Genomic DNA, 13,019 nt, shown 5'->3' with positions numbered 1-13,019 from the left:
TGCCCACAGACGGTTGCAGGCGTAAACGGGGAACAAATGCTCTGGAGGCGCCCATGACCCGTCCGAAACCCGTTGTTCTGTGCATTCTCGATGGTTGGGGGGAACGTGCCGAGACCGAGGGCAATGCCCCGGCGCAGGCGCAGACACCCAATCTCGACCGGGTTTTTAGCACTTGTCCGAAATCGACGCTGATCACCTTTGGCCCCGATGTGGGCTTGCCGACCGGGCAAATGGGCAATTCCGAGGTGGGGCACACGAATATCGGCGCGGGCCGCGTGGTAGCGATGGATCTGGGCCAAATCGATCTGGCGATCGAAGATGGCAGCTTTTTCCAAAACACTGCGATTTTGGATTTCATCGCCAAGGTGAAAGCCGCCGACGGGCGCGCCCATTTGATGGGCGTGATGTCCGATGGCGGGGTGCATGGCCATATCGAACATGTGCTGGCCGCGTGCAAAATGGTGGCACAGGCCGGCGTGCCGGTGGTGCTGCATGCAATCACCGATGGCCGCGACGTAGCCCCGGATTCCGCCGCGCGCTTTGTCGATGACATGGTCGCCCGCCTGCCCGAAGGGTGCAGCATCGGCACGGTGATTGGCCGCTATTGGGCGATGGACCGTGACAACCGGTGGGAACGTGTGGGCCTAGCCTATGATGCGATGGTTCGTGGCGAGGGGTTCTCGGCCCCGACCCCCGCAGACGCCGTGGCGCAAAGCTATGCCAAATCGGAAATGGATGAATTCATCAAACCGACGGTGATCGGCAATTACCAAGGCGCACAGGATGGCGACGGGTTCTTTTGCCTGAATTTCCGCGCCGACCGCGCGCGCGAAATTTTGCGTGCCTTGGCCGAGCCCGGCTTTGCCGAGATGGACGTGTCCACCCGTCCGCAATGGTCAGCGCTTTTGGGCATGGTGGAATATTCGGTCGATCACAACGCCTATATGACCACCGCCTACCCGAAACGCGACATCGTCAATACATTGGGCGAATGGGTCTCCAAGCAGGGGCTGACGCAGTTTCACCTCGCCGAAACCGAGAAATATCCTCACGTCACCTTCTTCCTCAATGGCGGGAAAGAGGCACCCTGGCCCGGCGAAGACCGGTTCATGCCGAAGTCGCCCAAAGTGGCGACCTATGATTTGCAGCCCGAAATGAGCGCGCCCGAGGTGACCGATCAATTCGTGGCCGCGATTGAAAAGGGTTATGATCTGATCGTCGTGAACTATGCCAACCCCGATATGGTCGGCCATACCGGCAGCCTGCCCGCCGCGATTGCGGCCTGCGAGGAAATCGACCGCGATCTCGGTCGGGTGCTTGCGGCGCTGGAAAAAGCGGGCGGCGCGATGATCGTCACCGCCGACCATGGCAATTGCGAAACCATGATCGACCCCGAAACCGGCGGTCCGCACACGGCGCATACCACCAACCTTGTGCCGGTGGCGCTGGTGGGCGGGCCCGAAGGGGCAAAATTGCGCGCGGGGCGGCTGGCCGATCTGGCCCCGACGCTGTTGCAGCTGATGCAACTGCCTGTGCCCGACGAAATGACCGGCGAAAGCCTGATCACCGCATGATCCGGGCGGCGGCGGTCTTTTGGATGCTCTCGGTCGGGGCGGCATTTGCCAGCCCCGCAGCCGATGTGGCGCAACAGGCCGCCGATGACCTGCGCGGGGCGATTTCCGCGCTGGAGGCCGCGCAATCGCGCAGCGACCGGGTTGCGGCGCTGACCCAAACGATCAGCGCCTATGAAACCGGGCTTGGTGCGTTGCGCGACGGGCTGCGCCGTGCCGCGATCCGCGAAAGCGAAATCCGCGCGACCTTCAACGCCAAGCGCGAAGATATTGGCCGCCTGTTGGGTGTGATGAGCACGATGAGCCAATCCGAAGGTCCGCTGTTGCTACTACATCCCTCTGGCCCCTTGGGCTCGGCGCGGTCGGGGATGGTTTTGGGCGCGGTGACACCTGCGCTGCAAGCTCAAGCCGAGCTTTTGCGCGCCGATCTGGCCGAAATCGATGCCCTGCGCGCGGTGCAGGCCAATGCCGCCAAGGTGCTGCAAACCGGCCTTGGGTCTGTGCAGGCGGCGCGCACCGCGCTGTCAAAGGCCATCTCGGAGCGCAAGGGCCTGCCGACCCTCTACCTGGAAGAACCCGAAGAGCTGCGACAGCTTGTTGAAAGCGTGGATACGCTAGAGGGCTTTGCCTCTGGGATCGTGGATCTGGACAGTGACATCGGCCCCCCAATGGAGGATTTTGAAGGCGCCAAGGGCCGCCTGCCGCTGCCGGTTCTGGGCACCGTGCTGCGCGCCTTTGATGAAGCCGATGCCGCCGGGATCCGCCGCCCCGGTTTGGTCATTGCCGCGGCGCCCGCAGCGCTGGTGACCACGCCTTGGCCCGCGACGGTGCGCTATCGCGGCCCGCTTTTGGACTACGGAAATGTGATGATCCTTGAGCCCTCCGAGGGGTATTTGCTGGTTCTGGCCGGGCTTGGTGCCGTCTATGGTGAAACCGGCGATGTGCTGGCCGCTGGCGCGCCAGTGGGCCTGATGGGCGGGCAAGAACCCGCAGCGCAGGAATTTGGCGAAGATTTCGTGCGCAATGCACAGATGGGGAGTGGCGCTGGGCGCACGGAAACGCTTTATATCGAGTTGAGACAGGGCAAGGAACCGGTCGACCCCGCACCGTGGTTTGCCCAGACGAAAAGCCGGAACAAAGGTTGAGAATGAACAAGTTCGTCATGGCCGCGCTGGGCGGCACCGTCGCGGGAACTCTGTTCTCGGCACAGGTGGCTCCGCTTCTGGCGCAAGAGACGCAAGGGGCCGGTACGGTCTATCAGCAATTGGACCTGTTTGGGGATGTGTTCGAGCGCATTCGCGGCGATTACGTCGAAAAGGTCGATGAAAAGAAACTGATCGAAGCCGCGATCAACGGCATGCTGTCGTCGCTGGACCCGCATTCAAGCTTTATGCCCGCCGATGAATATGCCGACATGAAGGTGCAAACACGCGGCTCTTTCGGCGGCCTTGGCATCGAGGTCACGCAAGAAAACGGCGTGGTCAAAGTGGTCGCGCCGATGGATGGCACCCCCGCCGCCGCCGCAGGCATGCAATCGGGCGATTTCATCACCCAGGTCAATGGCGAAAGCCTGATGGGGCTGACGCTGGATCAAGCCGTCGACAAGATGCGCGGCCCGGTCGGCAGCGAAATCACCATTTCCGTCGTGCGCGAGGGGATCAACGAGCCCTTCGACGTGACGATGACGCGCGACACGATCAAACTGACGGCGGTCAAGGGGCGGCTTGAATCCGATACAGCGATCTTGCGGATCACCACCTTCAACGATCAGACCTTCCCCAACCTTGAAGACAGCCTGACCAAGCTGGTCGAGGAAGCGGGCGGGATCGACAAGATCAATGGCGTGGTTCTGGATTTGCGCAACAACCCCGGCGGCTTGCTGACGCAAGCGATTGCCGTCTCGGATGCCTTCCTCGACAAAGGCGAGATCGTCTCGACCCGGGGCCGCAACCCCGAAGACAGCGAACGGTTCAACGCCACGCCGGGCGATCTGGCCGAAGGGAAGCCGATTGTTGTCTTGATCAACGGCGGCTCCGCCTCGGCCTCGGAAATCGTCACCGGCGCGCTGCAAGATCATCATCGCGCAATTGTCGTGGGCACGAAAAGCTTTGGCAAAGGCTCGGTCCAGACCGTGATCCCGGTGCAAAACGAGGGTGCGATGCGGCTGACCACCTCGCGCTATTACACGCCTTCGGGCCGGTCGATTCAGGCTTTGGGCATTGCCCCCGATATCGTGGTGCCGCAACCGCCCGCCCAGCCCGAGACCGAGGATGAAAAGACCGAGGCACAGCGCATCCGGTCCGAAGCGGATCTGCGCGGCGTGCTCGCCAATGACTCGATGACCGAGGATGAAAAGAAGCAAGCCGAGGAAGAGCGGATCGAGGCCGAAGAGGCTGCGAAACTGCGGCTGGAAGATTTCCAGATGGCCTATGCGATCGACATCATCAAAGGGCTGGCCGTGGCCGGGGCCACGCTGACCCCGGTTGCAGCGGATACCAGTGCCGACGCGCCGCAAGAATAATATCAGGGGGCCGCGCAGGCCCCCTTTTCAGGAGTGTTGGACCCATGTCTGCCAAGGACGCCTCTGCCCTGCCCTATCGCAAAAATGTGGGCATCGTCTTGATGAATGCCCAAGGGCTTGTTTTTGCAGGCCAGCGCATCGACAACCCCGGCCATGCGTGGCAGATGCCGCAAGGGGGCATTGATGCGGGCGAAAGCCCCAAGGAAGCCGCGCTGCGCGAATTGCACGAAGAAACCGGCGTGCGCCCCGATCTGGTGGAAAAGATCGCCAAGACCGAGGATTGGGTCACCTATGACCTGCCCGAGGAACTGATCGGCAATATTTGGGGCGGCAAATATCGCGGCCAAAAACAGAAGTGGTTTCTGTTGCGCTTTCTGGGCACCGATGCGGATGTGAATATCGCGACCGAACACCCGGAATTTTCCGTCTGGCAATGGATGGAACCGGGCGAACTGATTGAGAAAATCGTGCCCTTCAAACGCGCGGTCTACGAGCGGGTGTTTGATCTGTTCACACCGCATATGGGGCGCTAAACTCAAAGGATTAAAGCGATATACTTGTTGCCAGCCGCGCATGCGCCTGCGATGCTTTCGCTATCGCAACGCAGCAAATCGGGCAGCAGATGAAAAGCGGCGACAATCCTTACAAACATATCGACCCGCGCGGGTTTTGGCGCACGGCTGTGGCCGAGCCGGGGCTGTTTGGCTATTCAGATCTTTGGAATTCCGCTTGGGCTTTGCCCAAAGATGCGATTTTCGCCACTTTCGGCTCGTGCTTTGCCCAGCACATTAGCCGCGCTCTTTTGGCACGCAAGATGAACTGGCTTGATGCCGAACCGGCCCCCGGGCGCACCCCGGCCGAGATTGCGCGCAGTTTCAATTACGGGATCTTCTCGGCACGCACCGGCAATATTTACACCGCCGCGCAATTGCTGATCTGGGCGCGGCTTGCCAGCGGCCAAACCGGCCCCGAAAGCGTGGAGCTTTGGACCGACCCAAAAGACCGCGTGCATGACATGCTGCGCCCGAAGATCGAACCCACCGGCTTTGTCAGCGAAACCGAGGCGCGCGCCTCGGTTGGCGCGACCGCACGCGCCTTTAAACGCTGCATCACCGAGGCAGACGTCTTTGTCTTTACCCTTGGCCTGACCGAAGGCTGGATGAATGCCCGCACGGGGCAAAGCTATTCGATCTGTCCGGGCACAGGGGTCGGCAGTTTCGATCCCGAAGTGCATGTGTTCAAGAATTACACCTATCCCGAGATCCTGCGCGATCTGGAATTGGCGCTGGAACTGATGTGGCAATTGAACCCGAATTTGAAGGTTCTGCTGACCGTGTCGCCGGTGCCGCTGGTGGCCACGGCCTCGGGCGATCATGTGCTTGTGGCGACGCAGTATTCCAAATCGGTGCTGCGGGCCGTGGCGGGCGATGTTGCGCGGTCTCATGCGGCGGTGGACTACTTCCCCTCTTATGAAATTATCGCCACGCCGCCGACGCGCGGCGCTTTCTTTGAGCCCAATATGCGCGGCATCGCCCCACAAGGCGTTGACCTGGTGATGGGCCATTTCTTCAAAGGCCTGAACCTCAGCCTGCCCGCGCATGGGCGCACCATATCCGACAGCGCCGCGCGCGAAGCGGCAGACAAGCAATCAGCGCAAGAAGAGCTTGTCTGCGAGGAAATGATCCTGGAGCGGTTCAATGAAGCCTGAGGTTTTGCTGATCGGCGACAGCCACACGATTGCGCTGGAAGACGGGGCGAATGAGCTGGGCATCGCCAACGAGGTGTTCCGCTGTGGCGGTGCGGGCTGGCACGATGGAAAATTCGGCTTCAATGCCGACGGGATCGTGCCGAAAAACTCGCCCATGGGGCGGCGGGCGATCGAAGGCATTCGCGAACGGCAAGGGGTCACCAATATCCTGACGTTGGGGGTGCCGGTGATCACCACGATTGGCTTTCATCTGGGCATGCTGGTGCGCGGGCTGCGCTGGACCGGGCATCAGGTGGTAAGCGACGATGCGCCCCTTCCCGATGAGGGGCTTGTGGCCTCTGAGGCGTTTTTGACGGCCTATGTCCAGCATCACCGGACCCAGCATATTCGCGTGCTGAAACGCATGGCGCGCGAAGCCGCTGTGCTGGTCATCCCCCCGCCGCCGATTGGCATTGATGTCAATGGTCACAAAGCGCGGGAAATCTTGATCCAGCTGATGCGCAAAGGCGGCCTGACGGTGTTTGACCCAATGGTGGAGCTGTTCGCCGATGAGGCTGAGCCCGGTTTCCCGTCGCGCTTCGTGAAAGATGACCCGAACCATGCCACCGCCGATTATGGCAAGGTCGTCATGGCGGCGCTGCGCGCGCGGAAACTCATCTAGCTTAGAAATCGAGCCCCAGATCAAAGGTGCGCGCCGAATGCGTCAGCGCCCCCGAAGAGATGTAATCCACCCCGGTCGCGGCCACTTCAGCAATGCGGTCGAGCCGCATATTGCCCGAGGCTTCGAGCACCACGCGCCCGGCCGCCAGCGCCACCGCTTGGCGCAGCGTCGGGCTGTCCATGTTATCTAGCAAGATCACATCGGCCCCGCCCACGGCCAGCGCCTCTTCCAACTGATCGAGCGTATCGACCTCTAGCTCCACGCGCATCATATGGCTGCGCGCGGCCTTCGCGGCCTCTAGCACCGCCTGAATGCCACCCGCCGCGGCAATGTGGTTATCCTTTATCAAGATCGCATCCGACAGCCCAAAGCGGTGATTGTGGCCCCCGCCATGCGTCACGGCCAGCTTTTCCACCACGCGCAGCCCCGGTGTGGTTTTGCGGGTGCAGGTAATGCGGGTTTGGGTGCCCTGCGTTTGCGCCACAAAGGCCGCCGTCAGGCTTGCAATCCCGGTCATCCGCCCGGCAAAGTTCAGCGCCACCCGCTCCCCCATCAAGATCGAAGCGGCAGAGCCGGTGATGGTCATCAAAGCCTGTCCTTTGCTGCAGGCATGGCCATCGGCACAATGGATTTGCACAGACAGCCCCGCATCCACCAAGCGAAAGGCAAGCGCCGCCACCTGCATTCCCGATACAACCCCCTCTTCGCGGGCATTTAGCCGCGCAACACAGGTTTTATCGGCAGGAACCACCGCGCGGGTGGTCACATCGCCCATCGGCGATAGGTCTTCGGTCAGGGCGGCGCGGACAACGGGTTCCAGCAGGAAATCGGGCAAGGGGGTCATTTTGTCTCCAATGCGCGGGTGCGAATGGTCACGGCCTCGGTCAGCGTCAAAAACCGCCTTTTGGCCTGAATAGGGTCTGTTTTGGGGAAATCGGATCGGAAATGGCCACCCCGGCTTTCGGTCCGTTCCAATGCGGCAGCGGCAATCAACGTGGCGGTCGCGGTCATGTTGCGCAGAGTTTCGCAACCGGCTTGCGCTTCGATGTCGGCGATGATCCGCAACGTTTCGGTCAGACCTTTTGCGCTTCGCACCACGCCGCAGCCATTCGTCATCGCTTGACGGAGGCGCTGCACGGCATCCTCATCCACCTCTTGGCCGCCTTCGGGGAAGGACAGAACCACTTCGGCGGCTGGAACGGGGTCTTTGACCAAATCCGCAATGCCGTCGGCGCAGATGCGCGCGAAAACCAGCGCCTCCAAAAGCCCGTTGGAGGCAAGACGGTTCGCCCCGTGTAACCCGGTGGCAGAGGCCTCGCCACAGACCCAAAGACGCTCCAGCGAGGCACGGCCGGTTTCATCGACCGCCACGCCCCCCATATGATAATGCGCCGCCGCCGCGACCGGGATTGGCTGCAAAACAGGGTCTATTCCAGCCTGAAGGCAAGCTTCGGCCACCGCCGGGAAACGCTCTGTCAGGGCATCGCCCAACACGTCGCGCGTGTCCAAAACCGGCTCCCGGCCCGCTTGGCGTTCTGTGTAAACCGCGCGGGCCACGATATCGCGCGGCGCAAGCTCGGCATCGGGGTGAATGGCCTGCATGAACCGCTCACCCCGGTTGTTCAAAAGCACCGCGCCTTCGCCGCGCAAAGCCTCGGTTGCGAGCGGCGCGGGATCTTCGCCCGTGGCAATCGCGGTCGGGTGGAATTGCACGAATTCCGCATCGGCAATCCGGGCCCCTGCCCGCGCCGCCATGCCAATGACCTGCCCCCGAATGCGCGGCGGGTTCGTGGTCACTGCAAACAGCCCGCCCGAGCCACCGCCCGCCAGCAAGACCGCCGGGGTCCTGATCAGCACCCGCCCCGAAGGCGCGCCCGCACGTTCGATCCAAACGCCCGTCACAGCCCCCGCTTCGACCGCAAGCCCCGAGGCCAAAACCCCTTCGGCCACCTGAACCGAGGGGCAGCGCCGCGCCTCGGCAATCAGGGTTTCCATGATTTCGCGCCCGGCTTGATCACCCTTCACCCGCACCACGCGGGCGACCGAATGCGCCGCCTCGCGCGACATGACGTAACCGCCCTGCCCGTCACGATCAAAGGGCGTGCCCAGCGTTGTCAGGTCATGTATGCGGCTTTTGGCATCTTCGGTCACCAGCCGCGCAATCGCCGCATCCACCGTGCCAGCGCCGGCGATTTCGGTATCTGTCGCATGGGATTGTGGGCTATCGGGCGCGGCCATCGCTGCGGCCACGCCGCCTTGCGCCCAGGCAGAAGAAGCCCCCTCCCCCAAAGTTTCGGGTGAAATCACCAAAACCGGATGCGGCGCCAGTTTCAGCGCCGCATAAAGCGCGCCCAGCCCCGCGCCCACGATGACAACGCGCCGGGTGTCGATGATGGGATGGCTCACTTCGCCGCGACCCGCGACAGCTCGATCATCCGTTCGACAGCGACGCGGGCTTTGTCGGCGATAGCCGGATCGACCACCACCTCTTCTTCGCCCGCATGCAGCGACCACAGGATCTTTTCGAGCGTGATTTTCTTCATATAGGGGCACATGTTGCACGGCCCCATGAACTCCACCTCGGGATAAGCGTCGGAAATGTTCGAGGCCATCGAGCATTCCGTGACCAGCATCGCCTGCTTGGGCTTTTCGCGCGCGACATAATCGATGATGCCGGAGGTGGAGCCGGAATAATCCGCCTCGGCCACGACCGAGGGCGGGCATTCGGGATGCGCGATGATCCGCGTTTCGGGGTGGCCCGCGCGAAAACCGCGCAGATCTTCGGCGGTATATTGTTCATGCACAATGCACGAGCCCGCCCACCAAACCACGTTCTTTTGCGGCACGTCACGCGCGACGTTCTGCGCTAGATATTGATCCGGCGTCATGATGATCGTGTCTTCGGGCAAAGCCGCCACGATCTGCGCCGCATTGGACGAGGTGCAGCAAATGTCCGATGCGGCTTTCACCTCGGCCGTGGTGTTGACATAGCTGACCACCGGCGCGCCGGGATATTTGGCCCGCATCTCTGCAATGCCTTCGGCGGTGATGCTTTCAGCCAAAGAACAGCCCGCCGTTACATCGGGGATCAGAACGCGTTTGGACGGGTTCAGGATTTTTGAGGTTTCAGCCATGAAATGCACGCCGCATTGCACGATGGTTTCGGCCTCGACCTTGGTCGCCTCGATCGCCAATTGCAGGCTGTCGCCCACCACATCGGCAACCCCGTGATAGATTTCCGGCGTCATATAGTTATGCGCCAAGATCACCGCGTTCTTATCGGCCTTCAGGCGATTGATCGCACGGATATAGGGCGCGTAGAGCGCGAAATCGGGCAAAGGCACGACCCGATCCATGCGCGCATGAATATCGGCCATTTCCTGTGCCAGCGTAAGCGATGGCGCAAGGTCATATGCCTCGGCCAAGGTTGCGCGGATCGCCGTGAAGTCCAGCATGGGCCCCTCCCCCAAAACCGAGAACGCAAACGCATGTAAGGTCTGCGCGCCCGGGGTTAAATGGGAAAATTGCCGCAAGCGCGACAATTGTGAAACTTTTGTGTCTGCCGAGACCCCTGTTACCGGGCCCAAATCGCTCCTTCGCCCAGTTTCGCGACAAAGGCTTCATGCGCGGCGGCCTCTTCTTCGGTGATCCGTGACGGCAGCGGCACGGGGCGCGGACGGGGCCGCCAATCGCCCGGATCATCGGCATTATCGGAGCGGTTTTCCGCGATATTGAGGCCAAAACCGGGCTGGCGACCGCCGATCAGCTCCAGATAGACCTCAGCCAGAATTTCGGCGTCAAGCAATGCGCCGTGCAAGGTGCGGGCCGAATTGTCGATGTTGAACCGGCGGCAAAGCGCATCAAGGCTGGCGGGCGAGCCCGGAAACTTGCGCCGCGCCATCGCCACCGTATCAAGCGAGCGTTCCATCGGGATAAGCGGCATCTTCGCCCAGCCCAGCTCCGCATTGAGGAATTTCATGTCAAAGGCGGCATTGTGGATCACAAGGATCGAATCATCGCCTACAAAATCCAGAAAAGCTTGCCCCACCTCAATGAACCTAGGCTTGTCGCGCAGGAAATCATCGCCCAGCCCGTGCACGGCAAAAGCTTCTTGCGGCATCGCGCGTTCGGGATTGATATATTGGTGATAGGTGCGCCCCGTCGGAACGTGGTTGTATAGCTCGACCGCGCCGATCTCGACGATACGATCACCCTCTGCCGGTTCAAAACCGGTGGTTTCGGTGTCTAGAACGATTTCACGCATGAGCTGCCCTGATGGTTTCAATCAGGTCTCGCACAGCCGCACGGGTTTGATCAAGGCTGCGGGTTTCGATGAGATAATCCGCGCGGGCGCGTTTTTCCGCATCGGGCATCTGGCGCGACAAAATCAGATCAAGCTGTGCCTCGGTCATCTGTTCACGGGCCAGAACGCGGGCGCGTTGCACCTGAGGATCGGCCGTGACCACCAGCACGGCATCGCACTCTTTCTGAGCGCCGGTCTCAAACAAAAGCGGGATGTCGAGCAAGACCAGATCGGCGTTTGCATGCTGTGCCAAAAACGCGTGGCGCGCCGCCTGAACCAGCGGGTGAACGATCGTTTCCAGCTCAAACAGAGCCTCTTTTCGGGCCGAAACCGCCTCTTTCAGGGCGTCGCGGCTGACAGCGCCATCGACCACCGCTTGCGGGAAAGCCGCAGCAATCGGCGCAACAGCGGCGCCGCCGCGCGTATAAAGCGCATGCACTGTTGCATCGGCATCCCAAACCGGAATGCCCGCTTCGGCAAAAAGCCGCGCGGTGGTGGATTTCCCCATGCCGATCGAACCCGTCAGGCCGAGGCGAAAGGGGTGGGTCATGCGCAAAGCACCTTTTCGCGCAATTCAGCGGTCACTTCGGGGCGGTGGCCGAACCAGCGTTCGAACCCCGGCACCGCCTGATGCAGCAACATGCCAAACCCATCAACGGTAACGCAGCCATGTTGCGCTGCCTCTTTCAGCAGCCGGGTTTCAAGCGGTGTATAGACGATATCTGTCACCACCGCGCTTTGCGGCAGCGCATCAAGCGGCACCCGAAAGTCCGGCATGCCGGTCATACCCAGCGAAGAGGTGTTCACCAATGTCGCCGCGCCATCCATCATATTGGCCGCCTGCGCCCAATCATAGACCACGATCCGGGCACCAAATTCGGCGCGCAGCTTTTCCGCCCGCAGTCTTGTGCGGTTGGCGATCCGCACTTCGGGACAGCCGGTTTCGACCAACGCGGCCACAATCGCGCGTGCCGCGCCACCTGCGCCGATCACCGCCGCGGGACCTTGATCACCCTGCCAATCTGGCGCGCCATCTTTAAGATTGGCAATGAACCCATAGCCATCGGTATTGTCGGCAAAGATGCGGCCATCGGGGTGGAATACCAGCGTATTGGCCGCGCCGATCAACGCCGCGCGATCCGAAATCACATCGGCCAGCGCCAGAACCTTTTCCTTATGCGGGATCGTGACATTGCAGCCGACAAACCCCGCCTTGGGCAGGGCGCGCAAGGTGGGCTCCAAATCCTCGGGGGCAATATCCATGGGCACGTAATGCCCCTTGATCCCATAGGTTTTCAGCCAATGTCCATGCAATGCGGGCGAACGGGTATGCGCGATCGGATGGCCAATCACGCCGGCCAGAGGAATTTTCGCATGATCGGTCATGTGGTCAGCTCTCCGCGGGCACGCAGCCAATTGAGGAATTCAAGCAGGGGCAGGCCCAGAACGGCAAAGTAATCGCCTTCGACAGAGGAGAAAAGCCGAACGCCTTCCTCTTCAAGCTTGTAGCAGCCCACAGCGTGGCGAATGCTGTGCCAATTGCGCGCAACGTAGTCTTCGATGAAGGGCTCGGTCAGCGGATGCATGCGCAGCCGCACCTCGGCCACATGGCGCCAAAGTGGTTCGGTTCCGCGCATGACCACCAAAGCCGACAGCAATTTATGCGTTTGCCCCGAAAGGCGGCGCAAATGATCGGCCGCCTCTTGCGGCGTTTCGGGTTTGGAGAAGATTTCTCCCTTCAACTCCAACACCTGATCGGCACCCAAAACCAACGCTTCGGGCACGCGACGCGCGATTTTCGCCGCCTTTGCCTCGGCCAAAGCATCCGCAATATCGCGTGGCGTGGCCCCATCCAGCAACAGCGCGGCCTTGATCGTCTCTTCGTCAATGCGCGCGGCGGTGGCAGCCACCTCAAGACCCGCGGCACGCAACAGATTGGCGCGGATCTCGGAAGCGGAGGCAAGAACAAGGGCGGGGGGCATGTGGACAACCGATGGGAAAAGCCCGGGGGCAGGCATGTGGGCAGGGGTGTTGGCGGTATTTCCTCCCCGGTCTGACGGGGGTTTGTCAAGAAAAGTAAATGGTTTCTTAACATGTGGAGACCCCAAACCCGCCGGTGTGGGAAAGCGCCGCAGCCCACAGGCCCGAGATCGATCTTCCCCTGTTTTCCTCCACAGTGTTCAAGAGCACAAATTACTGAAAAAAATTGAAAAAATTAGATTTTCCACAGAATTTCAGCGTGACATACCGGCGAC

13 protein-coding genes are annotated in these 13,019 nt (G+C 61.4%); 6 read left to right on the top strand and 7 right to left on the bottom strand.

Annotated elements, in window-relative coordinates:
* Positions 1-53: 53 nt before the first annotated feature.
* From gpmI to CKO11_RS06565, 6 genes are all read left to right on the top strand, one after another.
* Positions 54-1,574 (top strand): 2,3-bisphosphoglycerate-independent phosphoglycerate mutase, encoded by a 1,521-nt coding sequence (gene gpmI, locus CKO11_RS06590; protein WP_223634839.1) that lies wholly within the window; start codon positions 54-56, stop codon positions 1,572-1,574.
* Positions 1,571-2,716, top strand: coding sequence for a murein hydrolase activator EnvC family protein (locus tag CKO11_RS06585; protein WP_411741994.1), 1,146 nt, complete (start codon positions 1,571-1,573; stop codon positions 2,714-2,716). Before gpmI ends, CKO11_RS06585 begins: the two co-directional genes overlap by 4 nt.
* Positions 2,717-2,718: 2 nt before the next feature.
* Positions 2,719-4,092 (top strand): S41 family peptidase, encoded by a 1,374-nt coding sequence (locus CKO11_RS06580; protein WP_223634830.1) that lies wholly within the window; start codon positions 2,719-2,721, stop codon positions 4,090-4,092.
* 44 nt (positions 4,093-4,136) lie between these two features.
* Complete coding sequence (locus CKO11_RS06575; protein WP_223634827.1) at positions 4,137-4,625, top strand: RNA pyrophosphohydrolase; 489 nt, start codon at positions 4,137-4,139, stop codon at positions 4,623-4,625.
* An 89-nt stretch (positions 4,626-4,714) separates the two neighbouring features.
* The gene (locus CKO11_RS06570) at positions 4,715-5,800 is read left to right on the top strand and encodes a GSCFA domain-containing protein (RefSeq protein ID WP_223634824.1); all 1,086 of its coding nucleotides are present in this window, start codon (positions 4,715-4,717) and stop codon (positions 5,798-5,800) included.
* A complete protein-coding gene (locus tag CKO11_RS06565) occupies positions 5,790-6,461 on the top strand; it encodes a hypothetical protein (protein ID WP_223634821.1) in 672 nt (223 codons plus the stop codon). Before CKO11_RS06570 ends, CKO11_RS06565 begins: the two co-directional genes overlap by 11 nt.
* A gap of 1 nt (position 6,462) precedes the next feature.
* Here the strand turns inward: CKO11_RS06565 and nadC are convergent, their stop codons facing one another.
* The 7 genes from nadC to CKO11_RS06530 form a co-directional block, all read right to left on the bottom strand.
* Complete coding sequence (gene nadC, locus CKO11_RS06560; protein WP_223634806.1) at positions 6,463-7,305, bottom strand: carboxylating nicotinate-nucleotide diphosphorylase; 843 nt, start codon at positions 7,303-7,305, stop codon at positions 6,463-6,465.
* A complete protein-coding gene (locus CKO11_RS06555) occupies positions 7,302-8,867 on the bottom strand; it encodes an L-aspartate oxidase (protein ID WP_223634803.1) in 1,566 nt (521 codons plus the stop codon). Before CKO11_RS06555 ends, nadC begins: the two co-directional genes overlap by 4 nt.
* Positions 8,864-9,916: a quinolinate synthase NadA gene (nadA, locus tag CKO11_RS06550; protein ID WP_223634800.1), complete on the bottom strand. Its 1,053-nt coding sequence runs from the start codon at positions 9,914-9,916 to the stop codon at positions 8,864-8,866. Before nadA ends, CKO11_RS06555 begins: the two co-directional genes overlap by 4 nt.
* 119 nt (positions 9,917-10,035) lie before the next feature.
* On the bottom strand, positions 10,036-10,725 hold the full coding sequence (gene dnaQ, locus CKO11_RS06545; protein ID WP_223634797.1) for a DNA polymerase III subunit epsilon: 690 nt from the start codon (positions 10,723-10,725) through the stop codon (positions 10,036-10,038).
* Positions 10,718-11,314, bottom strand: coding sequence for a dephospho-CoA kinase (gene coaE, locus CKO11_RS06540; protein ID WP_223634794.1), 597 nt, complete (start codon positions 11,312-11,314; stop codon positions 10,718-10,720). Before coaE ends, dnaQ begins: the two co-directional genes overlap by 8 nt.
* Positions 11,311-12,150, bottom strand: a complete 840-nt coding sequence (locus CKO11_RS06535) for a shikimate dehydrogenase (protein WP_223634791.1) — start codon at positions 12,148-12,150, stop codon at positions 11,311-11,313. The genes coaE and CKO11_RS06535 overlap by 4 nt, the downstream gene beginning before the upstream one ends.
* Entirely contained in the window at positions 12,147-12,746 is a 600-nt protein-coding gene (locus tag CKO11_RS06530; protein WP_223634788.1) for a Maf family protein, read from the bottom strand. Before CKO11_RS06530 ends, CKO11_RS06535 begins: the two co-directional genes overlap by 4 nt.
* Positions 12,747-13,019: the final 273 nt, after the last annotated feature.

The sequence above is a fragment of the Rhodobacter sp. TJ_12 genome (genome assembly GCF_020023995.1).
Taxonomy (GTDB): Bacteria; Pseudomonadota; Alphaproteobacteria; order Rhodobacterales; family Rhodobacteraceae; genus Rhodobacter.
Note: the sequence above shows the minus strand (reverse complement) of the source record. Positions and strands in the feature narration are given on the sequence as shown.

Excerpts from the sequence above, each read along its gene's own strand:
- gpmI (WP_223634839.1), top strand. The coding sequence starts at position 54 with ATGACCCGTCCGAAACCCGTTGTTCTGTGCATTCTCGATGGTTGGGGG.
- CKO11_RS06585 (WP_411741994.1), top strand. The coding sequence starts at position 1,571 with ATGATCCGGGCGGCGGCGGTCTTTTGGATGCTCTCGGTCGGGGCGGCA.
- CKO11_RS06580 (WP_223634830.1), top strand. The coding sequence starts at position 2,719 with ATGAACAAGTTCGTCATGGCCGCGCTGGGCGGCACCGTCGCGGGAACT.
- CKO11_RS06575 (WP_223634827.1), top strand. The coding sequence starts at position 4,137 with ATGTCTGCCAAGGACGCCTCTGCCCTGCCCTATCGCAAAAATGTGGGC.
- CKO11_RS06570 (WP_223634824.1), top strand. The coding sequence starts at position 4,715 with ATGAAAAGCGGCGACAATCCTTACAAACATATCGACCCGCGCGGGTTT.
- CKO11_RS06565 (WP_223634821.1), top strand. The coding sequence starts at position 5,790 with ATGAAGCCTGAGGTTTTGCTGATCGGCGACAGCCACACGATTGCGCTG.
- nadC (WP_223634806.1), bottom strand. The coding sequence starts at position 7,305 with ATGACCCCCTTGCCCGATTTCCTGCTGGAACCCGTTGTCCGCGCCGCC.
- nadA (WP_223634800.1), bottom strand. The coding sequence starts at position 9,916 with ATGCTGGACTTCACGGCGATCCGCGCAACCTTGGCCGAGGCATATGAC.
- dnaQ (WP_223634797.1), bottom strand. The coding sequence starts at position 10,725 with ATGCGTGAAATCGTTCTAGACACCGAAACCACCGGTTTTGAACCGGCA.
- coaE (WP_223634794.1), bottom strand. The coding sequence starts at position 11,314 with ATGACCCACCCCTTTCGCCTCGGCCTGACGGGTTCGATCGGCATGGGG.
- CKO11_RS06535 (WP_223634791.1), bottom strand. The coding sequence starts at position 12,150 with ATGACCGATCATGCGAAAATTCCTCTGGCCGGCGTGATTGGCCATCCG.
- CKO11_RS06530 (WP_223634788.1), bottom strand. The coding sequence starts at position 12,746 with ATGCCCCCCGCCCTTGTTCTTGCCTCCGCTTCCGAGATCCGCGCCAAT.